The organism is Chryseomicrobium aureum (assembly GCF_043182735.1).
Lineage (GTDB): Bacteria > Bacillota > Bacilli > Bacillales_A > Planococcaceae > Chryseomicrobium > Chryseomicrobium aureum.
The window spans coordinates 1,735,262-1,756,157 of sequence record NZ_CP171117.1 but is presented as its reverse complement, the minus strand read 5'-3'; the positions used below and the strand labels follow the sequence as shown (position 1 = coordinate 1,756,157).

Genomic DNA, 20,896 nt, shown 5'->3' with positions numbered 1-20,896 from the left:
TGAAGAGATGGGGACACTTCATATTATTCATACAAACGATTTACATAGTCATTTTGAAAATTGGGAAGCGATAGTAGCGAAGATTACGGCTTATAAGAAAAGTTTGCCTGCTGGAGACGATCTACTAGTCATGGACCTCGGTGATCATTTAGACCGTTCCCATGTCTTTACTGAAGCGACAGCTGGAAAAGGGAATGTGGAACTTTTAAATGAAGCAGGCTATCATTTTGTAACAATCGGAAACAATGAAGGGATTACACTTTCTCATGAACAGTTAGAGACCCTGTATTCAGAAGCTCAGTTTGAGGTCGTACTCAGTAATTTTTTTGAACCAGACGGCACGAGACCAGAGTGGTTACATCCTTATGTGATTCACACCACATCGTTCGGAAAGAGAATCGGTCTATTTGGTGTCACTGCTGCTTACGACGAATACTACAAGCAACTTGGATGGCACGTTACATCTCCACTTGATTCCGTAAAAGAGATTATTCAAGTGCTGGCACCTCAAGTAGATTTGGTACTATGTCTTGCGCATGTGGGACGAACAATGGAAGAAGAAATCGCAGAACAATTTCCCGAAGTCGATTTACTATTTGGAGCACACACTCATCACACGTATTCAGATAATTACGTTTGGGGACGTACGCATTTATCGGCAGGAGGAAAATGGGGAATGCACATAGGTGTAGCTGTCATCCAGTTTACTGAAACTGCACCTACAATCACCACGACACTGCATCCAGTGCAGCCGAGCTCATCGGATACGACAAACAGCAAACTAATAGAACGTGGAGAAAAACTATTAGAGGTCTCGGTTTTTTCAAACGATGAACATCTTCCAACCGCATGGGAAGTGGAATCAAAATTAAGTGAACGATTAGGCGAAGCGCTCATCACCTATACAGAAGCGGATTGCGCGCTTTTTCCTGCGGGGTTGTTACTTACAGACCTCTATCCAGGAGAAATATCTGCGAAGATGATGCATGATTTGTTACCGCATCCCATCAATCCATGTATTGTCACTTGTACAGGTGCTGATTTGATTGAAGCCTATAGGATCGCTCAAAATGACAAGTGGCCAACGCTTGAAGTACGCGGTTTAGGATTTCGAGGAAAGCAACTTGGGAAGTTGATTTTCGCGAACTTTGTGAAAACTGGCGTAGGGTACCAGGTGAATGGGGAGCCATTAGAGACTAAGAAAAACTATAAGCTGGCTACAGTGGATATGTTCACGTTCGGGTACTTCTTCCCGAGATTTAAAGAATTACCAAAAGTATATTTTATGCCTGAAACAATTCGAGATGTATTTATTCACTATTCCGCTTCATCAAATGATTCTAAACGCATAAAGTAAACAAAGGAGGAGATTTAAGTAGTCTTCCGTACTTAAATGATATTGAGTATGACATGGAAACGATCCAGGAAGAGGGAGGCGTTGTATTTTTTGTTCCTCTCGCCTGAAAATAAGGGGTTGTCAGACGTCTTTATTCTTGTTAAGCTTAAAGGGAATTGAATATTATCTAGGTAGAGGCCGCAGAGCTTAAGAGTATAATACGGGAGTTTGACAACTAAGATCGTGTTAAAAAGGAAGCTTTGCCGAAGTGATTTGTGTCGTCACACATAAATCATTGGGGTTATTTTGAATAAAAATAACACTGTCATTTGCATTCGGCAAATGGAGAGCTACAGTCAGTTGAGACAGTTAAGGGAAATTCCCTTGTATGCCAGCCTAATGATTTATTTAGGCTGGTTTTTTGTTTCACTTTTATGATCTGTAACTCCGCCTAAAAGGAGGAGAAACGTCAATGGAAGCTACAATTTTTTCACTTTTGCCACCGGTGTTGGCAATCACAATGGTACTCATTACACGTCGAGTATTATTATCACTAGGTGTCGGGATAGTCTCGGCCGCATTTTTACTACATGAATTTGCACCAGTAGATTCTCTGCAATCATTATGGGCGGCATTCCAACTATCGTTTTGGGATGACGGATTCAATGCGTACAACGTCTTCATTTTATTATTTATTCTAAGCTTAGGCGTTATTACTGCACTTGTTACATTATCAGGAGGTAGCCGAGCGTTTGCTGCTTGGGCTATGAAGCGCGTCAAGACACGTCGCGGCGCAAAATTGCTTACTGCATTTATTGGAATCTTAATTTTTATCGATGACTATTTTAATGCATTAGCGGTTGGTCAAATTGCTCGACCTATCACAGATTCACACAAAATCTCCCGTGCAAAACTAGCTTATTTTATTGATTCTACATCTGCACCGATTTGTGTTGTCTCGCCAATCTCTAGTTGGGGCGCGTATTTGATCAGTTTGCTTGGTGGTATTTTTACAACGTACGCAATTGTTGCGTACACACCTCTAGAAGCATTTGTATTGATGGCACCAATGAATTACTACGTAGTAGCGGCGATTGCCGTTGTATTCTTCGTAGCTGCAACAGATTTTGATTTATTTGCAATGAAGGCACACGAGCGTCGTGCTCTTGAAACAGGTCAACTGTTTGACCCAGAAAAAGACGTGGCTGGAGAAATCAAAGAAGAATTTCCTGAGCACAATCATGGAAAAGTGACAGACTTAGTCCTACCAATTGTAACGCTCATTGCAGCTACAGTTGGTGCGATGCTCGTGACGGGTAATCAAGCAGGTGGTTCATGGAATCTGTTTACGATTTTCGAAAACACTGATGTACCGAAATCTCTATTGATTGGTGGACTTGCGGGTGTAACTGTTGCGTTGTTCTTGTATCTGCGTCAGTTTGATAAAAATCCAGAAGCGGATGCAGCGCATATCGGAACGGCATTTCTATCCGGAATTCGCTCGATGATGCCAGCAGTACTTATTCTGATTTTTGCTTGGGCGCTCACATACTTGATTTCTGAATTGCAAACAGGTGAGTACTTGGCACAAGTCGTAAGCAACAACAATATTCCAGAGTGGATTTTACCAGCATTGTTATTTGTGTTGACGGCAGTTATGGCATTCTCAACAGGAACGTCGTGGGGCTCATTTGGAATATTGATTCCGATTGGAGCAGATATCGCAATGGCTGTGAATCCAGAACTTCTTCTACCAGTACTATCAGCTGTACTTGCTGGAGCAGTATTTGGAGATCACTGTTCACCGATTTCAGATACGACGATCATGTCTGCAACAGGAGCAGGATCCAACCTGTATGATCACGTCACAACACAACTTCCGTATGCCATCATTAGTGCAGTCATTGCCACTGTGGGCTATTTAACACTTGGATTTACAGGTTCAGCTTGGATTGGACTTGGCGTAGTTATCGTGTTACTTATTGCATTGTTTATTTTCTGGACGGCAAAAGAAAAAGTACAAGAAAAGACGGCATAATAAATGAAACCACCAGCGAAATTTGCCGGTGGTTTTGTCATGACAGTCAATTGTAGGGAATTCTAAAGTATGATATATTGACAACAGGATAGACTAAGGATGGGGGCTACCGCAATGACATCTTGTAAACCAACTACAGAACGCGAACGTAAGCCGGAGTGGCTAAAAATTAAACTCAATACCAATGAAGAGTATACAGGCTTGAAAAAATTAATGCGTGAAAATAATCTAAATACTGTATGTGAAGAAGCGCGTTGTCCAAACATTCATGAGTGTTGGGGAACACGTCGTACTGCTACATTCATGATTTTGGGTGCAGTTTGTACGCGTGCGTGTCGTTTCTGTGCTGTGAAAACTGGACTTCCAAATGAGCTAGACCTCGCAGAACCAGAACGCGTAGCAGATAGCGTTGTCATCATGAACTTGAAACATGCTGTAGTCACAGCTGTAGCACGTGATGATTTAAAAGATGGCGGTTCAAAAGTATTTGCAGAAACGGTACGTGCGATTCGTCGCAAAAATCCATTCACAACAGTTGAAGTTTTACCTTCTGACATGGGTGGGGTGGAAGAAAACCTGCGCACATTAATGGATGCAAAACCAGACATTTTAAACCACAACATTGAAACCGTGCGTCGCTTAACACCAAGGGTTCGTGCACGTGCTACATACGATCGCTCACTTGAGTTTTTACGCCGTGCAAAAGAGATGCAACCGGACATCCCAACGAAGTCGTCACTGATGCTTGGACTTGGAGAGACATGGGAAGAAATTATCGAAGTTATGGACGACCTACGTGCAAACAATGTGGATATCATGACGATCGGTCAGTATTTGCAACCAACGAAAAAACATTTAAAAGTACAAAAATATTACACACCACACGAGTTCGGAAAGCTGCGTAAAATTGCGATGGAAAAAGGCTTCTCGCATTGTGAGGCGGGCCCACTCGTTCGAAGCAGTTACCATGCGGATGAACAAGTCAATGCTGCAGCAAAACAACGACAAGCAGCTGGCGAAGAAGAACTCGCTGTGCAGAATTAGGTGAAACTAGTGACACGTATTCATTTAGAAGGTTTTCAATATGAAGTAGTAGAAGAGTTTCGCGAAGGGTTTAATCAAGAGGTTTTAGAAGAACGCTACAGCGATGTCCTACAAAAATATGATTATATTTTTGGTGACTGGGGTTATGGTCAACTTCGACTTCGTGGATTCTACGAAGACTCAAACTCCAAAGCGACGTTTGATACAAAAATCGGGACAATCCACGATTACATTTTAGAGTATTGTAATTTTGGCTGTGCCTACTTTTTGCTGAAGAAGCTTGGGAAGATTCAAGTGGAGAAACAACCAGAAGTGGTAGCAATTGAAGAGGTAGTGAAAGAAGAGAAGGCGGACTAGTTCCGGCTTCTTTTTTTATAGATTTAAAAAGTAAGTTGAGTGAAGTGGAGGGGCTGACTCCGGAGGGATTTCTAGGAGGCGCAACTCGATTTCAATCGCCGAATATCGACGCGCCCTCGGAAAGCAGCCCCGCAACGGAACTCAACGTCTTGAAGTCGGCTCCACATCTACCTACAATCGATATTTTCGCATGAAATTCTGATCGATTCGATTCTTTAGCTTCCAAGCAAGTTTTCCTTTAAAACTTTTGTTACCATACAGAGCAAGAGCTCGACGGTTGCCGAGAGATAAAATTGAGAGTTGGTTAGATTTGGGTTCATACGCTCGTAACTTCTGATTCAAAATGATAGCCTGCAAGTTATACCAAAGGATGGGGCCTTGTTTTACCGCATGTACGCCATTCTTTGCAATTCCTTCACCAAAGTGTGCACAGTCTCCTGCAGCAAAAATTAGAGGTTGTTCTGCTGCCTGAAGAGTCGGTGTGACAACTAAAAAGCCCTCTTCCGTGACAAGCCCACTTTCAGCAAATAGGGAGAAACTAGAGGCTCCTGTCAGCCAAAACATTGAGGTACAAGGATACATGTTTCCAGACGCCGTCGTTATCACACTTTCATGAAAGGACGACGGTGAATCTTGTTCTTTCAAATGTACACCTGCTGCTCGAAGCTCATCGCGCACAGAGTGTTGAGCATTCGTCTCAGATAACAACGCGCTTTTGCTAATGAGCTGAACAGGATTGCTGTAGCCATTGTTCTTTCGCCATTCATGAATAGATAGCGCCATTTCTACTGCTGCTGCACCACCGCCAATTACAACGGGATGCTCGGTTGTTCGTATTGACTCGATCGCTTCAATCATCTTATCTGCAGGTTTTATTTGAGGTGAGATCTCCTCAAAATTGAGTGGGATGTCAATGCGAGATCCTATATCAAATGATACTAAGTCATACGGATAGCTTTTTCCGCTAGCACAATATAGCGTCTGAGTCGCAGCATCTATCTTCGTAACAGTTTCTTCATAAAACAATGCACCCGCAATTCGACAAAAAGGAACGAGCGGCACGCGTGTCTCTTTCTCATTATAGTGTCCTTCTGCATAACCAGAGAACATCCCCGAATAATACTGATACGAAGAGCTTGAAAGAACGACTAAACGCCAGTTCGGTATTGGTTCACGTGACCATGCTCGAATGATGTGAAGATGCGCATGTCCTGCACCAACTAATACAATCGTTCTCATGCTGCATCCTCCTTTAAGATTGATTTGGCTTCACGAAGACGCTGCAGGGCAGTGAAAATTTCTACAGCTAAGAACAGAAGCGTGAGTAAAGTTAAGTAGGTGGGGAATAGTATCATAAGTGAGAACAAAATGAATCCTTCCGTTCTCTCCGCTAACCCTGGTTGATAATAAAACGATTTCATCCCTTTTTTCTCAGTTAATGAACCGACCGTCAAAAAGATGGTCATCGCCCAAATAATTGAGCACGCGAGAAGCAGTAATGCCCACATTGAATCTGGATAGAGAAATGCGAGCCCTATAATGACGCTTATTTCAACCAATCGGTCATAGCTCACATCAAGTAAAGTTCCCCAAGCAGAAGAACGGGATTTTCTAGCCATCGCACCATCGACCGCATCTAAAAATCCTGAGATCCAAAGTGTGGCTAGCGCAAGCCAAGGATTCCCTAAGTAAATCCAAATGCCGGAGGTGACACCGATAGCAAACGCGATGTGTGTTACGTGCGTAGCTGTCAAACCGAAGTCGAGAAGTTTACCGGCAGTCTGGTTAATTACAGGGTCCACATATTTTCGTGCATGTGTATCGAGCATATTCATCACGCTTTCGATTTAAAGTATGGTATAGATTACATTATACACACAGTAGACAAGAGAGGTGGTACACAGATGTCAAAACAAACAGATATCCTAATACTCGGGGCTGGAGCAGCGGGATTAACGGCAGCCTTCACAGGTGCCGGATTTTCAAAAAAAGTCATTATGATCGATAAAAATAAACCAGGTGGAGAATGTACCTGGTCGGGTTGTATTCCTTCTAAAGCACTGATCAATCGTGCGAAAGAAATTCATCATGTGCGGAAATATGTACCTGACTTTGCTCCAGACACAGAAAAGATTTTAGAAGAAGTGCGTCAGGTCATGGAGGACGTTTATCAAAATGAGTCGCCAGAAGTCCTTGCAAAATCGGGAATTGAATTCATTCAGGGGAAAGCAACATTTTTAGATGCGCATCGTATTGAAGTGAATGGTGAAGTGATCGAAGCAAAAAAAGTCATCATTGCCACTGGATCGAAACCATTGATCCCTCCAATTGAAGGACTTAAGGATATCGACTACTTGACGAATGAAAACTTGTTTCAACAACAAACATTCCCAAAAAGTCTCCTTATTTTAGGGGGCGGCCCGATTGGTTCCGAGATGGCTCAAGCCATTGTTCGACTAGGAACAGAAGTCCATCTAGTGGAGAAAGGACCTCGTATCCTCGGAAACGACGAAGAGCAGCATGCGAAACTAGTGCAAGACCGCTTGGAATCAGAAGGTGTACACATTCACACGGGTACAGAAGCCAAATCGGTTAAACAACAGGGAGGAAAGATTCACCTGACTGTCGAAAAGGATGGAAAGCAATTTGATTTGACGGCAGACAAAATCCTCGTGGCACTCGGTCGTCAAGCAACATTAGAAGGATACGGCCTAGAAAAGACTGGTGTAGGGTACAGCAAGAAACGAATCAAAGTGGATCAGCATATGGAGACTACAGCAAAAGGCGTCTATGCAATCGGAGACGTTGTTGGACCGTATCAACTATCCCACATGGCGAATGCCCAAGGGATCACAGCTGCACAAGATGCGATTTTACCGATTCGTCGAAAAATGGACTATTCGCATGTTACGTGGTGTACGTATACAGACCCTGAAATCGGACACTCTGGACTGACAGAAAAACAAGCTCGTGGTAAGCACGGTGATTCGATTCGAGTGTATACGCATTCCTATGATGAGCTTGACCGGGCGAAAACAAAGCCGGATTATATGGGCGAATTAAAAGTCATACTCGACAAAAAAGGGATGATTCTAGGGGCGAGTGCTGTAGGTGACCGAGCAGGTGAGATTATTAGCCATATCCAAACATTAAAAATGCTAGAAATTAATATGGGCAAACTTTCTAGCGTGATTCATCCGTATCCGACGTATAGTGAAATACTCGTGAAGCTCGGGAAGAAAATTTATGTCGATAATCTCCTCAACAAACCAATTGTCAAGCAAGTGACAAAATGGCGTGACAAGGAGAGTGAGTAGTATGAAATGGAAAGTCGGCGTACTACTGACCGGAATTTTAGTTACAGGAGGAATGATGAAAATGTGGACACAACCGCGTGATTTAGGAGCAGAAAATGGGAAACTACGAGAGCTTCCGATGACGCCAAATGCCGTGTCTTCTCAAACGGATAAACAGTCTGCTTATGTGGAGCCATTGCCGTTTGTAGGATCCGAAGGTGAATCCATCAAGCACCTTCTAGAGGTACTCGATGAGATGGAATCAATTGAAGTCATGACCCATGAACCACGCTATATTCATGCAGTCGCAACTACAAAATTGATGAAATTCAAAGATGATCTTGAGTTTGCGATTCGTGAAGGAGAAGATGTTATTCACGTGCGTTCAGGCTCGCGAATTGGCTATTCTGACGGGGGTGTGAACCGAAAGCGCTATGAAAAAATTCATGCACGTTACTTGGAACAGACCAAATGACACGCAAGAAAAAACTTGCGATCGCCAGTATTCTGCTATTTGTTCTACTAGCGTATATTGTCAACTCTCTTCCAGCTCTGTCTGCTGAAGGGATCAAGACGTGGATTGAGTCACTTGGTCCATGGGCACCTGTAGTCTACATTGTGATCTATGCACTTCGTCCACTCGTTTTCTTTCCCGCGTCCGTTCTCACATTGACAGGCGGTGTTTTGTTTGGCGCTTGGTTTGGAACGCTTTATACTCTAATTGGAGCTACTTTAAGTGCAGTTGTAGGGTATGTAATGGCTGAGAGACTTAGTAAGTTATGGAGCTCTTCAGCACCTATTGATCGTTTGCAAAAAGCGAAACGGCAGATGGAAGAGAACGGTTTTGTTTATGTGCTTTGGTTTCGATTGGTCCCATTCTTAAACTTTGACGTTGTAAGTTATGTGGCAGGACTTGCTCGTGTTAAATGGTTTCCTTATATTCTTGCCACGGTCATCGGTATGTTCCCTGGGACAGTTGCTTATAATTTTTTAGGTGGAAGTTTGTTAGAAGGGGATTGGCGAGTCATCGCAGCGGCTTTAACCGTAGTCGTTTTATTTACAGTGATCAGTTTGATTGTACGGAAAAAACTTCAACAAAAAGAACGAATGGGGGACTAAGATGAAGAGGAGATGGATGCTTGCTTCTAGTGCGCTCATTTTTGCGCTTGGGGCATGTAGTCAAGAGCAGGTAGCAACAGAGGCGGACTTTTCGCAGGACTGGAATGAGTTAGCCACAGAAGCAGAAGGAACTACTGTAAATCTCTACATGTGGGGAGGCAGCGATTCCATCAATAGCTACTTTGATGAGTGGGTCACTCCGAGACTAGAAGAGCAGTACGACATTTCTCTTAACCGTGTACCAGTGAATGATACACAAGAAATATTGACGCAGCTACTAGATGAAAAAACAGCAGGTAAAGAATCGGGCAGCATAGATATTATGTGGATTAACGGAGAGAATTTTAGAAATGCAAAGGACAACGACTTGCTCAATCAACCGTTTGCGGATAAACTGCCAAACGTAGCAGAACTTGTGGATCAACAAGCGCCGCAAATTGCAGAGGATTTTGGCATTCCCGTCGACAACTTGCAAGCTCCATGGGGGACTGCACAATTTGTGATGACGTATAACTCAGAAGATGTTATCAATGTGCCTACTTCTTTTGATAAACTCGCTCAGTGGGTCCAAGACAATCCTGGTCAATTTACATACCCTGCTCTTCCAGATTTCACAGGAGGCGCTTTTGTTCGCCATGCACTAGAGGAAATTGTAGGGACGGAACAATTCACATCAGATGAGCCACTGGAGCGTGATGAGTTTGACACAATCATGGAGCCGGTATGGGAGTATTTAAATGCGATAGAGCCTTATTTATGGCGAGCAGGAGATACGTATCCTGAGAGTTTAGCCCGTCTTGATCAACTTTATACGAACGGAGAAGTCGCATATACAATGGCTTATGATCCAATCAAAGCAGCTGCCGAAGTACAAAACGGACGATTCCCAGACTCGACGCGCACATTTATTTTTGATGGAGGTACGTTGTCGAACACCCATTATTTAGCCATCCCGTTTAATGCAGAAAATCCACTCGGAGCAGCCGTAGTGATCAATGAATTGTTATCTGTTGAAGCGCAAGCTGCGAAACTAGACCCTGCAAACTGGGGCGACCTTCCTGTACTTGATTTTTCTAAGCTTTCGGATGAACAACAACAAGTCTTTACAGCGATTGATTTAGGGGAAGCCTCTTTATCCATTGAAGAGCTTGAATCAAAGCGTATAGCAGAAATCCCATCCATCTATGTCGAATGGATTGAGGAAGGCTGGTTGGAGAATGTGGCACAGAACTAAAGACTATTTACTTGTACTGCCAGCACTTGTGCTGACAGGAGTATTATTTTTTGGTGGATTGATCGATGGATTGTTTAAGAGCTTCGGTTATTTTCCAGCTGTAGGAACTACAACATTTTCACTCCAAGCGTATCAAGACGTCGTGATGAGTCCGCTTTTTAGAGACTCACTCGTTCTAACAATCCGAGTCGCGATTTTGTCGACAATCAGTGCAACAATTCTTGGAGTTGGAGCAGCGCTTGCACTTTATTTCATGGCTAGGCGGACCAGTGCACGGTGGCTGCTCCGTCTTTTTCAACTTCCATTGACAATCCCTCATCTCGCGGCGGGTTATTTCATGATTTTATTACTCTCTCAAAGTGGTTTGCTTGCACGCTTTGCCTATGCCTTTGGATGGATTGATGCTCCTTCAGAATTTCCTGTTGCTGTAAATGACCGATTCGGGCTGGGAATGATTTTGACCTATAGCTGGAAAGAAGCACCGTTCATCGCCTTACTTGTGTATCCGGTACTTGCTCGAATCCACGACAATTGGTTGGATGCAGCAAAAGTATACGGAGCTACAACTACTCACTATATTTGGCATGTTCTCTTACCTGCAATTCGGCCAGCGGTCATCACGGCTAGTTTGATTGTCTTTATTTATACACTCTCTTCATTTGAAGTACCGTATCTATTAGGAGTAACGTACCCATCCACACTTCCAGTCTATGCTTTCCAACTGTACACAAGTGGTAGTTTTGCAGACCGTTCTGAAGCACTCGTCATTATGTGGTTATTGACCACGGCTGCATTGGTTGTAGGGCTAGTTGCGTATCGCTTTTACCGGAAGAGCTATGAACGGGGGTGGGAGTGATGCGTCGTTCGACCGTCTATTTACTTTTAATCGGGTTGATCTTTGCCTTACCGTTCGTGCCAGCTCTCATCGCAAGTTTCGGGGGAGTGTGGCGATTTCCGACGATTATTCCGGACGGGATTAATTTACGTGCGTGGGAAAGTGTTTTCTCTCCATCTGCACGGACGCTTTCAGCCACCTTCCTGAGTTTGTGGATTGCATTTTGTGTGACAATCATCAACTTGATGGTGGGAATACCAGCGGCGTATGCATTAACACGAAAGAAATTGCGCTTTCAAAGTGTCATTGAAGCTGTACTCCTCGCACCCATTTTTGTACCAGCGCTTGCAGCGGTCATGGGCATCCATCTGACCTTTTTACGACTTGGATTGACGGAGACAGTGTTGGGTGTCATCCTCGTACATCTTGCGCCTTCTATGCCCTACGTGATTCGAGCAGCCATGATTAGTTTTCAAACGATGAACGAGGAAGCGGAAGATGCTGCAAAAATGCTTGGTGCAACAAAATCACAACGCTTTTATCACGTCATCTTGCCGCACTTAATTCCTGGGTTAACGGCAGGCATTATTTTAAGTATGCTGATTTCTCTGAGTCAGTATAGTGTGACATTGTTGATTGGTGCAGGTCAGGTCATCACGTTGCCAATCCTCTTCGTTCCATTTTTAAATGGTGGGGATCCAGCGATTGGAGCAGCGTACACTTTAGTGTTTTCTGCTGTAGCACTTGCTCTCGTCTTACTTTTAGACGGAGGGCTTCGTTCGTATTATGCAAGTAGAAAAGGAGGGCTGTCATGAGTGGATTTGAAATCAAAAATCTTTCCAAATCGTACGGGGAGGACTTTACGCTAGCTCCAGTTTCGTTAACGATTCAATCTGGAGAATTTGTGACGCTTTTAGGCCCCTCTGGATGCGGGAAAACAACTTTATTAAAACTTGTAGCGGGACTTATTGCACCAGATGGTGGTGAGGTCTATCAACAAGGGAAAGAACTAACATCGGTTCCTTCTGAGAATAGACAGTTTGCGATGATGTTCCAACAACCTCATTTGTTTCCACATATGACGATTGCAGAGAATGTAGCATTTGGCCTTCGGATGCGAAAAGTGGCGAAGAAAGAACGATTGAAGAAGGCTGAAGAAGTGCTTGCAGAAGTCGGATTAGGAGGGTATGGAAAGCGGTATCCATACGAGTTGTCAGGTGGCCAACAACAACGCGTCTCATTGGCTCGAGCTTTGGTCATTGAGCCGACTTTACTCTTACTGGATGAACCTTTTAGCGCATTAGATCCTTTACTGAAAGTCGAGATGCAACAATTGGTCAAAACTGTTCATCAGCAAACGGGTGTCACGACAATTTGTGTCACGCATGATCAAGAAGAAGCTTTTTATCTGTCGGACCGGATTGCGCTCATGCAAACAGGTGAAGTCGTGCAAGTGGCGGATCCTCAAACGCTGTATAGGTCTCCAGCTACTTTAGCAGTGGCAAAGTTTTTAGGCTATAAAAACTTTATTCCGGTCAAAGTCGAACAGGACAGCATCGTGACGCCATTTGGAACATATGCAGCTACTATATCGATTGAAAGTGGAAAGTACCAGTGGGCGATACCTTCAGAAGCGATTTCGTTGAAGGGATCTTTACAGGGCTTGGTAAAAGAGGTCGTGCATCACAAGGGATACATAGAAGCGGTGGTTGAGGTGGAAGGGCATGAACTCACAGTACGTAAACTAACCCCGGATGCACAAGCCTTGCGAGTAGGGGACTCGATTACAATTGGATTACCAGATGAGGACCTCGTATTGTTGCGGGAGTAATTCCTTGAAGATCCGGGTGTTTAGTTTCCATAACATCATTAGGGGCGTTAATCAGAGAGTTTCGGTCGCTAATGAACAAACTACGGTCGTTAAATGAGTGCTCTCGGTCGCTAATGGGCATCACTCGGGCGTTAAATGCAGAAGTCCCAAGCCCTTACTAGTAAGAACTTGAGAAATTAAGAAGAATCGCGATGGGGCCGCTCGAATTTGAGCGGCCCCATTCCTTTTCATTCGTATTTTGATCTTGAAAGCAATCCTTGTAAGATGAATCTAAATCAATTCATCCGAATGTAAGGTGGCATTCTCCACATCTAAAACTGAAGTTGAGTGGAAAGGAGGGGTTGACTCCAGTGGGATTCCAGTCTGCCGTGAGATCCCGCAGGAGGCTACGACGAGGAAGCTCACGCAGCGCCCACGGAAAGCAGCCCCGCAGTGGAACTCAACTTCTAAAATTGCACAATTTCTGAACAGTCGGCTCCACATCTAAAAACTTAATTCAGAAGTTCCCGCAAATACTCGCGAAGCTCCTCTGCTTCCTCTGGATTTCGGTTAAATGCGTGCTCCAGATAGCCTTCTTCTTCCACATCATCCGCGCCGATAATAGCCATCCGGTTGAATTGGATATCCATTACTAAAACTTTCCCGAAAAAGCGTGTGCTCTGCAGAATTGCTAAATCGTAACGCTGCGTTTCGCCTGTAAAACTCACAAAGCGAGTCTTTGTATCTTCGACATCGTCATATAAATAAAAACGTTCCATGCTGTTCACCTCAAGTTCTTGTCAATCCTATGGTACTATAGAGGTGAAACGTATTCAAACAGGAGGAACTGCTTATGTATTTTGTCGACCGGAAACGGATTGAAATCATTGCCACTCACCTTGAAGAGTTGGTTGCAGTCTATCAAAACAAACACCAATGGTCTAGTTACCCAGAAAGCCAATTGATTCTGGAGCGTATTGCAAGCTCTTCCATCGAATCAGTCCTCGATATTGGAAATGCAATGATTGACGGCTTCATCATGCGCGACCCTGGAAGCTACGATGACATCATCGACATTTTAGTAGATGAAAAAGTTGTACCTGCTGATATGGAAAAGGGATTGAAAGAAATCGTTGCCCTTCGTAAAAATGTGGTGCGCGACTATTTTGCAGTGAATGCAGAAGAAGTGACAGCTGTTTTAGACCGACAGCTCGGGACACTCGTCGAATTTCCTAACCACGTCCGGAAGTATTTAGTGAATGAACTTGGCCCTGTTTCGGCATTCTTACCGGAGGACTCGAATGTTCAATTATAAAATTGTCTGTCTTGATCTAGATGGAACGGTCTATAAAGGTGCTGAGCCGATTCCGGAAGCGATCACGTTCATTCGTGCGATGCAGCAAAAAGGGATTGAGCCGTTTTATATTACAAACAATGCGTCTATGACACGAACTGAGATTAAAGAAAAACTTAGAGGGTTCGGTGTCGAGACTACTGAGCAACAGATCTACACGTCGGGAATGGCTGCTGCACATTTCGTCAAACGTGATTTTCCAGAGGCGAGTGTGTACGTTATTGGTACGGACGCACTTCGCGATGAATTGACTGCTGCTGATCTGCAGCTGACGGAGCGGAATGCAGATGCTGTCGTGATGGGGATCGACCGAGGAATCACATACGATAAACTCGCTCAAGCTTGTCTTGAAGTCCGAGCCGGTGCTACGCTCATTGCGACGAATCCAGATCATGCCTTCCCGTCACACCAAGGATTTCTCCCTGGAAATGGTGCGTTTGTGCGATTGGTCGAATATTCGACAGAGACTAACGCTATCTTTTGTGGGAAACCGTCACCCATTATGCTGGAGTTGATTCAGCAGGCGACAGGTGCGGCTCGTGAAGAGATGGTGCTGATTGGCGATAACATGAAGACAGATTTATTAGCAGGTGTTGATTTCGGAATTGCAACGATTCACGTCAATTCCGGAGTGGACCGTCCGGAAACTATCCGTGAGCAAGGTATGAAGATAACACGATTTGTTGATAAAATGACCGATTTATTGGCATAAAAAAAATCAGTAGCCCTCGAGACAGTCGTCAAGAGATGCTACTGATTTGTTGTTTAAAATAATGGATTTTCTTCTAAATAGGTATAGATATTGTCTATCAGTTCCTGAGGTGTTTCGCCACGAACGATGTCCCCGTTAACTACTGCAAATAATGTGTCCGCACAGATTGTACAATTACTTGTACAGCCATATTCAAGAACATCTAAATTGGGGTCCTTTTCAAGCGTTTCAAACGCCTCTTGAGCACCGTTTACAATATTACTAATACAAAACTCCACCATGGGATTCATCGATATCACCTCGCTACAAGTTGATGCTACTGCATTTTTTCAAACGCGTCAATTCCTGCGTCTTATTGTGAAATGTCTCACAATCCATTATACTTAAACTGACAATGCATGCAGAGGAGTTTTCATATGCAAAAATTAGTACTGCTTGGAGGCGGATATGGAAATATGCGTATTTTATTGCGCTTGCTTCCGAATAATCTTCCGTCCGATGTAGAAATCACATTGATCGACCGCACATCTTTTCATAGCTTAAAAACAGAATTTTATGCACTAGCAGCAGGAACGGTATCAGATCACGCGGTGCGTGTATCGTTTCCAATTAGTGAGAAGCTGAACATCAAGCACGGGGAAGTTGTTGAGATCGACACGGAAAACAAAGAAGTGTTGCTTGAAGGCGGAGAAGCTGTAAAGTATGACGATTTAGTCGTCGGCCTAGGTTGTGAAGACAAATACCACGGCGTACCAGGAGCTGCTGAATACACGATGAGTATTCAAACAATCGGCAAGTCTCGCCAGACGTACAACGTTCTTGGTGACCTTCCTTCTAATTCAGTAGTTGGAATCGTCGGAGCAGGTTTAAGTGGAATTGAATTGGCTTCAGAGCTTCGTGAGTCTCGTCCGGATCTACGCATCAAATTGTTTGATCGCAGTCCGCGTATTCTTCGCGATTTCCCAGAACGTCTAAGTAATTACGTAAAGAAATGGTTCGACGAAAACGATGTAGAAGTCATCAGCAACTCGAACATCACGAAAGTGGAAGAGAAGATGCTGCACAACCACGATGAAACAATTCCAGTCGATGCCGTTGTTTGGACAGCCGGTATTCAACCAGTTGCGCCAGTACGTGCATTACCGGGTGAAAAAGATTCGTCGGGTCGCGTTATCTTATCTCCACATCATCATCTACCACTAGATGAGCACGTGTATATTGTAGGAGACTGTGCGTCACTACCATTCGCGCCGAGCGCTCAACTAGCAGAAGAACAAGCGGAACAAATCGTGAACGTTTTGAAAGCAAAATGGAACGGCGACACGCTTCCTGCAAAGCTCCCAGATATCAAGTTAAAAGGATTTATGGGATCCCTAGGGAAGAAACAAGGTTTCGCATATCTTGCAGACATGTCCGTAACAGGCCGCATCGCGCGTCTGATGAAATCCGGTCTGCTTTGGTACTACAAAAAGCATAATGGTTGATTAGGCCAAGGGACGTTGTGTATGCAGCGTTTCTTGGTTTTTTTATGAAGTCTTCCCTGGGAAGCTAAATTAGTTTCCATAAATCGACTTCGGTAGAATAAATTGCGATCTGGGTAGAACAAATCAGGGTTAGTGTAGAACAAATCCCCCATTCATCCGATGAACGACCGCTCAGCCGCCATAAAAACAAAAACTGAGCCCATAAAAACAAGCTCAGCCAAAACAAAATAGTAAATTCGAGACAACTTACTCAGCCGTCACGTACCCATGCTGCTCTAAAGCTGAATACACAGGCTTTAACTGGATGTAGCCTTCACCAATGACTTCATCTTCGATCGTCACAAGTGGGTAAAACAACTCATCGTTTTGAATCTGCTCAATGTACTCCGCATCCACGTCTCGCTCCGACGTTTTTTCAATATCTACATAGCGGAACTGAATCTTGTGCCCATCAAACTTACGAGCAATCGCAGCTTCCAACCATTCATACGTATCTTTTGACGAAGGTGCATTTACACAGCTCGCACAGATGACATCTGCGCCATACACCGTTAACGTAATTTCTTTCATTCTCCCCAACCCCAATTTCTTTATTGGATTTTTTTGTTCTATCCAATTATAATAGGGATAGTGAAAGGAGTCGAAAGAAATGACTGATACGATGAATGAACAAGTTCAAGAAGTACTCGATAAATTACGCCCATTCTTACTCCGAGACGGTGGAGATTGTGAATTAGTAGATGTTGAAGACGGTATCGTGAAATTGCGTCTCCTCGGTGCTTGTGGGACATGCCCAAGTTCAACAATCACATTAAAAGCTGGTATCGAGCGCGCCCTACTCGAAGAAGTACCAGGTGTAGTAGAAGTTGAACAAGTATTTTAAGTAACACACCGAGACAAGGCGCAGGCCTTGTCTTTTTCGTTTAATTCAAGGGAAGGTGGGAACGAATGATGACACATGTAGTCGATATTACAGTAGCAGCAGCATTCCGCATCAAAGAAATGATGGAACATAACGAAGAACAAGGTGCTTTTCTACGTGTATCCGTTAACGGTGGGGGATGCAGTGGCCTCTCTTACGGAATGAGCTTTACACAGGAAAAAGCAGCAGATGATCGCGAAGATAACCAACACGATATTCAGATCGTTGTAGCGGAAGAAGACGCGGGCATTTTACAAGGAACGAAGATTGATTATAAGCAATCGCTCATGGGTGGCGGCTTCACCATCGATAACCCGAATGCTATTGCAAACTGCGGATGTGGCTCTTCATTCCGCACAGCTACAAAACAAGGAACACCTGAAAACTGTTAATCTAAGTATTACTGGCTTGGTTAACATACAAGACATAAAAGTGATCAGGGGTGACTCCAGCGGGATAAAAAAGCGGAAGCTGAGACCTTGGCTCAGCCCGCGCCCGCGGAACGCTTCCCCTGATCACCCTACACTCTATTTAAGGAAGTTTCTCGATTAGGAGAAGCTTTCTTTTTGTTTTTAAGCATATGTAAATTTTCTATGAGTTTTTGCATAATTGAAAACGTTTCATTCGAAACAAGTATTCATTGAACTTCTATTCTAAAAGGGCTAATATAGAAAGTAAGTGTTTGCACCCGTCAAGGGGCAAATAAGTGAAAATATAACTAAAAGGTGGTAGCGGTACCATGAAAAGAGCGAAGATTCTCATTCTAGGCGCAGGCTATGGCGGACTTTCAACTGCCGTAAATTTACAAAAAAAATTAAATGCAAATGATGCAGATATCACATTGATTAACAAAAATGATTATCACTACGAGTCGACTTGGTTACACGAGGCGGCAGCTGGAACACTATCTCCTGAAGATGTACGTTATGACATCAAAAGCGTACTAAATGGCGACAGAGTACAATTCGTTCAAGCAGCAGTAACAGGCATCGACGTCAATGCACGCAAAGTAACAACAGATAAAGGCGAGCACACATATGACTACTTAGTCATTGGACTTGGCTTTGAAGGCGAGACATTCGGTATCGAAGGTCTTGATAAATATGCACTTTCTATTGCAAACGTTGGAGCAGCGCGTCAAATTCGTGAGCACATCGAATACCAATTCGCTATGTGGTCTCAAGACGAAGTAAAAGACGACAGCCGTTTGACAATCGTTGTAGGCGGAGCTGGTTTCACAGGAATCGAATTCTTAGGTGAGCTAGGAAACCGTGTTCCAGAGCTTTGCAAAGAATTTGATGTACCACAAGAAAAAGTACGCGTTCTTTGTGTAGAGGCTGCGCCAATGGTTCTTCCTGGATTTGATCCAGAATTAGTGGACTATGCAGTGCGTCACTTAGAGTCTAAAGGAATTGAATTCTCAATTGGAACTCCAGTTGTGCAAGCAACTCCTGAAGGTGTAAAAATCAAAACGGGTGAAGAGTCATTTGATTTCGTTAAAGCTGGTACAGTTGTATGGGCTGCAGGTGTTCGCGGAAACCGTTTAATCGAAACTTCTGGTATCGAAAACATGCGTGCTCGTGTCAAAGTTGAAAAAGACATGCGTGCACCTGGCTTCCCAGACGTATTCATCGTTGGAGATTGCGCACTTATGATCAACGAAGAAGTGAACCGTCCATACCCACCAACAGCACAAATTGCGATGCAACAGGCAGAAACAATTGCAGAGAACCTTATTGCACTTTTGAAGAACGAAGATACACATGCATTCGTTCCTCAGTTAAAAGGTTCTGTATGTTCACTGGGTGAGCACGATGCGATTGGAGATGTAATGGGCCGGAAGATTACAGGAACAAAAGCTTCCATCATGAAAAAAATCATCGACAACCGTGCTTTATACATGATTGGCGGAGCACCACTTGTTATGAAAAAAGGAAAATTTAACTTACTATAATCTAACCTCTCAAACAGTCGCAGAAATGCGGCTGTTTTTTTGTTTTCAGGTATACTAAAAAGCAAGGAGGGGAATAAGATGTCACGTAAAGAGAGAGGCAATGTCTGGTTAGGCGTTGCGGGAATAGTTGTAAACTCGAGAGGGGAATGGCTCGTCGTGCAAAAACGCTACGGGGGGTTAAATGGCAAATGGTCATTGCCTGCAGGGTTTGTTGAAGGAAATGAGACAGTCGATCGCGCTGTTTTACGAGAAATCAAAGAAGAGACCGGAATCGATGCGAGAGTCATTCAGTTGGTTGGATTCCGTAGTGGGGTCATCCGTGAAAAAATCAGCGACAATATGGCAATCTTCTTCTTAAAGCCAAAAGATGATCACCAATTACCAGATCCACAGCTTGAAGAGTTATACGAAGCACGATGGATGTCCCCTGCACAATTACTTGAAGATGAACGCACTACATCCATGATAAAACTTTTTTTGAAGGTCAACCAAGACGCAGGATTTGAGACGCGCGAGGGATTAGATCCAGGACCTATTTTCGGCTATAGCAGTTATAAGCTTTTTACGGCTTCCGATCACCACGAATGACACATTTTCGCTACATTTAAATTGAATAGTCAAAAAACTCTCTTGAATCTCTTTACACGTTTTTGCATATATGATATATTATCAGAAAATTAAAACTTAAAACAAGGGAGTTTTTCATATGACACAATTTAAAAAACCAGCAAATCCAACACACTGCCCATATTGCAAAGGGAATGGTTATTTCCAACTTCGACTTGGTGGATCAGAGACATGCACAGTATGCCAAGGGTCTGGAAAAAAGTAATCAAGTTTTGACAATCACGTGAATGAAAGCAAGGTTCATTGAAAAGCCCTGTCTCTTCGAGTACACTTAAACAAGATGACACGGAGGGACAAATTATGGACTTTTCATTGCCGCAGCTGATTATTTCAGCGATGCTTTTTATTGTTATGTTTTTCGGAATTGGCTTCTTACTAAATATGCTTTTGCGCATGACGTGGTTTATGGCAATCGTGTACCCGATTGTTGTAATTTTGATCATAGACGATGTAGGCTTCTTTGATTATATAACGGCACCAGGTACAGCATTTCCAGCACTTATCACTAAAATCTCAAATCTGCATGTAGCGGATTATGTGATTTTAGGTGGGGGATTGGTTGGGGCGATTATTGCAGGCTTAGTGAGTCGTTACTTGCGTAAAAATGGCTATCAGATGTTTTAAAAATAGTATTTACACAAAGAAAATCAGTATCTTCTCTTGGTAATCACAGGAGAAAATACTGATTTTTTTTATAATTTATTCCGTTACGGGGCCGCTTTCCGTGGGCGCGGCGCGAGCCTCCTCGTCCCTACGCTCCTGTGGGGTCTCGCG

Annotated in this window: 25 protein-coding genes and 1 riboswitch; of the genes, 20 read left to right on the top strand and 5 right to left on the bottom strand. The window is 43.6% G+C overall.

Annotation, left to right across the window (positions count from 1 at the left end; all coding sequences use genetic code 11):
- Nucleotides 1-7 precede the first annotated feature (7 nt).
- The 4 genes from ACF3OH_RS09220 to ACF3OH_RS09205 all read left to right on the top strand — a co-directional run bounded on the left by ACF3OH_RS09220 (nt 8) and on the right by ACF3OH_RS09205 (nt 4,775).
- On the top strand, nt 8-1,357 hold the full coding sequence (locus ACF3OH_RS09220) for a bifunctional metallophosphatase/5'-nucleotidase (protein ID WP_392454215.1): 1,350 nt from the start codon (nt 8-10) through the stop codon (nt 1,355-1,357).
- A 163-nt stretch (nt 1,358-1,520) separates the two neighbouring features.
- A riboswitch (Lysine riboswitch) is annotated at nt 1,521-1,697 on the top strand.
- Nucleotides 1,698-1,808: 111 nt separating this feature from the next.
- Nucleotides 1,809-3,374 carry a Na+/H+ antiporter NhaC family protein gene (locus ACF3OH_RS09215; RefSeq protein WP_392454214.1) on the top strand — a complete coding sequence of 522 codons (1,566 nt, stop codon included), beginning with the start codon at nt 1,809-1,811 and terminating at the stop codon, nt 3,372-3,374.
- 114 nt (nt 3,375-3,488) lie between these two features.
- A complete protein-coding gene (gene lipA / locus ACF3OH_RS09210; RefSeq protein ID WP_204591583.1) occupies nt 3,489-4,418 on the top strand; it encodes a lipoyl synthase in 930 nt (309 codons plus the stop codon).
- 9 nt (nt 4,419-4,427) lie between these two features.
- Nucleotides 4,428-4,775, top strand: coding sequence for a YutD family protein (locus ACF3OH_RS09205; protein WP_338032476.1), 348 nt, complete (start codon nt 4,428-4,430; stop codon nt 4,773-4,775).
- Between the two features lie 171 nt (nt 4,776-4,946).
- Here ACF3OH_RS09205 and ACF3OH_RS09200 read toward each other — a convergent pair whose 3' ends face one another.
- Together ACF3OH_RS09200 and ACF3OH_RS09195 are read right to left on the bottom strand one after the other, a co-directional pair.
- Nucleotides 4,947-6,014 carry an FAD-dependent oxidoreductase gene (locus ACF3OH_RS09200; RefSeq protein ID WP_392454212.1) on the bottom strand — a complete coding sequence of 356 codons (1,068 nt, stop codon included), beginning with the start codon at nt 6,012-6,014 and terminating at the stop codon, nt 4,947-4,949.
- Entirely contained in the window at nt 6,011-6,604 is a 594-nt protein-coding gene (locus ACF3OH_RS09195) for a CDP-alcohol phosphatidyltransferase family protein (protein ID WP_392454210.1), read from the bottom strand. Before ACF3OH_RS09195 ends, ACF3OH_RS09200 begins: the two co-directional genes overlap by 4 nt.
- A gap of 75 nt (nt 6,605-6,679) precedes the next feature.
- Here ACF3OH_RS09195 and ACF3OH_RS09190 point away from each other — a divergent pair, with 75 nt between their 5' ends.
- The 7 genes from ACF3OH_RS09190 to ACF3OH_RS09160 are packed head-to-tail and all read left to right on the top strand — an operon-like array spanning nt 6,680 to nt 13,090.
- Complete coding sequence (locus tag ACF3OH_RS09190) at nt 6,680-8,092, top strand: dihydrolipoyl dehydrogenase family protein (RefSeq protein ID WP_392454208.1); 1,413 nt, start codon at nt 6,680-6,682, stop codon at nt 8,090-8,092.
- 1 nt (nt 8,093) lies between these two features.
- Complete coding sequence (locus ACF3OH_RS09185) at nt 8,094-8,546, top strand: DUF1499 domain-containing protein (protein ID WP_392454206.1); 453 nt, start codon at nt 8,094-8,096, stop codon at nt 8,544-8,546.
- On the top strand, nt 8,543-9,190 hold the full coding sequence (locus tag ACF3OH_RS09180) for a TVP38/TMEM64 family protein (protein ID WP_392454204.1): 648 nt from the start codon (nt 8,543-8,545) through the stop codon (nt 9,188-9,190). Before ACF3OH_RS09185 ends, ACF3OH_RS09180 begins: the two co-directional genes overlap by 4 nt.
- A gap of 1 nt (nt 9,191) precedes the next feature.
- Nucleotides 9,192-10,424, top strand: coding sequence for an ABC transporter substrate-binding protein (locus tag ACF3OH_RS09175; protein WP_392454202.1), 1,233 nt, complete (start codon nt 9,192-9,194; stop codon nt 10,422-10,424).
- The gene (locus ACF3OH_RS09170; RefSeq protein ID WP_392454200.1) at nt 10,408-11,280 is read left to right on the top strand and encodes an ABC transporter permease; all 873 of its coding nucleotides are present in this window, start codon (nt 10,408-10,410) and stop codon (nt 11,278-11,280) included. The genes ACF3OH_RS09175 and ACF3OH_RS09170 overlap by 17 nt, the downstream gene beginning before the upstream one ends.
- Nucleotides 11,280-12,074: an ABC transporter permease gene (locus ACF3OH_RS09165; RefSeq protein WP_392454198.1), complete on the top strand. Its 795-nt coding sequence runs from the start codon at nt 11,280-11,282 to the stop codon at nt 12,072-12,074. The genes ACF3OH_RS09170 and ACF3OH_RS09165 overlap by 1 nt, the downstream gene beginning before the upstream one ends.
- Nucleotides 12,071-13,090 (top strand): ABC transporter ATP-binding protein, encoded by a 1,020-nt coding sequence (locus ACF3OH_RS09160; protein ID WP_392454196.1) that lies wholly within the window; start codon nt 12,071-12,073, stop codon nt 13,088-13,090. The genes ACF3OH_RS09165 and ACF3OH_RS09160 overlap by 4 nt, the downstream gene beginning before the upstream one ends.
- A gap of 491 nt (nt 13,091-13,581) precedes the next feature.
- Here ACF3OH_RS09160 and ACF3OH_RS09155 read toward each other — a convergent pair whose 3' ends face one another.
- Nucleotides 13,582-13,848: a DUF3055 domain-containing protein gene (locus tag ACF3OH_RS09155; RefSeq protein WP_204591598.1), complete on the bottom strand. Its 267-nt coding sequence runs from the start codon at nt 13,846-13,848 to the stop codon at nt 13,582-13,584.
- A 74-nt stretch (nt 13,849-13,922) separates the two neighbouring features.
- Between ACF3OH_RS09155 and ACF3OH_RS09150 the strand changes: the two genes are divergently transcribed.
- Nucleotides 13,923-14,384: a DUF86 domain-containing protein gene (locus ACF3OH_RS09150; RefSeq protein WP_392454194.1), complete on the top strand. Its 462-nt coding sequence runs from the start codon at nt 13,923-13,925 to the stop codon at nt 14,382-14,384.
- Nucleotides 14,371-15,135, top strand: a complete 765-nt coding sequence (locus tag ACF3OH_RS09145) for an HAD-IIA family hydrolase (RefSeq protein ID WP_392454192.1) — start codon at nt 14,371-14,373, stop codon at nt 15,133-15,135. The genes ACF3OH_RS09150 and ACF3OH_RS09145 overlap by 14 nt, the downstream gene beginning before the upstream one ends.
- A gap of 53 nt (nt 15,136-15,188) precedes the next feature.
- Here ACF3OH_RS09145 and ACF3OH_RS09140 read toward each other — a convergent pair whose 3' ends face one another.
- Nucleotides 15,189-15,425, bottom strand: a complete 237-nt coding sequence (locus tag ACF3OH_RS09140) for a YuzB family protein (RefSeq protein WP_392454191.1) — start codon at nt 15,423-15,425, stop codon at nt 15,189-15,191.
- 126 nt (nt 15,426-15,551) lie between these two features.
- Between ACF3OH_RS09140 and ACF3OH_RS09135 the strand changes: the two genes are divergently transcribed.
- A complete protein-coding gene (locus ACF3OH_RS09135; protein WP_204591608.1) occupies nt 15,552-16,619 on the top strand; it encodes an NAD(P)/FAD-dependent oxidoreductase in 1,068 nt (355 codons plus the stop codon).
- A 246-nt stretch (nt 16,620-16,865) separates the two neighbouring features.
- Here the strand turns inward: ACF3OH_RS09135 and ACF3OH_RS09130 are convergent, their stop codons facing one another.
- Entirely contained in the window at nt 16,866-17,189 is a 324-nt protein-coding gene (locus ACF3OH_RS09130) for a YuzD family protein (RefSeq protein ID WP_392454189.1), read from the bottom strand.
- Nucleotides 17,190-17,268: 79 nt separating this feature from the next.
- On the opposite strand from ACF3OH_RS09130, the gene ACF3OH_RS09125 reads away from it, so the two are divergent.
- The 6 genes from ACF3OH_RS09125 to ACF3OH_RS09100 all read left to right on the top strand — a co-directional run bounded on the left by ACF3OH_RS09125 (nt 17,269) and on the right by ACF3OH_RS09100 (nt 20,746).
- Nucleotides 17,269-17,502: a NifU family protein gene (locus tag ACF3OH_RS09125; protein WP_100353777.1), complete on the top strand. Its 234-nt coding sequence runs from the start codon at nt 17,269-17,271 to the stop codon at nt 17,500-17,502.
- Nucleotides 17,503-17,570: 68 nt separating this feature from the next.
- Nucleotides 17,571-17,933: a HesB/IscA family protein gene (locus ACF3OH_RS09120; RefSeq protein WP_392456750.1), complete on the top strand. Its 363-nt coding sequence runs from the start codon at nt 17,571-17,573 to the stop codon at nt 17,931-17,933.
- Nucleotides 17,934-18,280: 347 nt separating this feature from the next.
- Nucleotides 18,281-19,495, top strand: coding sequence for an NAD(P)/FAD-dependent oxidoreductase (locus ACF3OH_RS09115; RefSeq protein ID WP_392454186.1), 1,215 nt, complete (start codon nt 18,281-18,283; stop codon nt 19,493-19,495).
- 78 nt (nt 19,496-19,573) lie between these two features.
- Complete coding sequence (locus ACF3OH_RS09110) at nt 19,574-20,083, top strand: NUDIX domain-containing protein (RefSeq protein WP_204591846.1); 510 nt, start codon at nt 19,574-19,576, stop codon at nt 20,081-20,083.
- A gap of 118 nt (nt 20,084-20,201) precedes the next feature.
- Entirely contained in the window at nt 20,202-20,327 is a 126-nt protein-coding gene (locus ACF3OH_RS09105; RefSeq protein ID WP_165767574.1) for a YuiA family protein, read from the top strand.
- Between the two features lie 95 nt (nt 20,328-20,422).
- Entirely contained in the window at nt 20,423-20,746 is a 324-nt protein-coding gene (locus tag ACF3OH_RS09100) for a YuiB family protein (RefSeq protein WP_204591842.1), read from the top strand.
- The last annotated feature ends 150 nt before the right edge of the window (nt 20,747-20,896 follow it).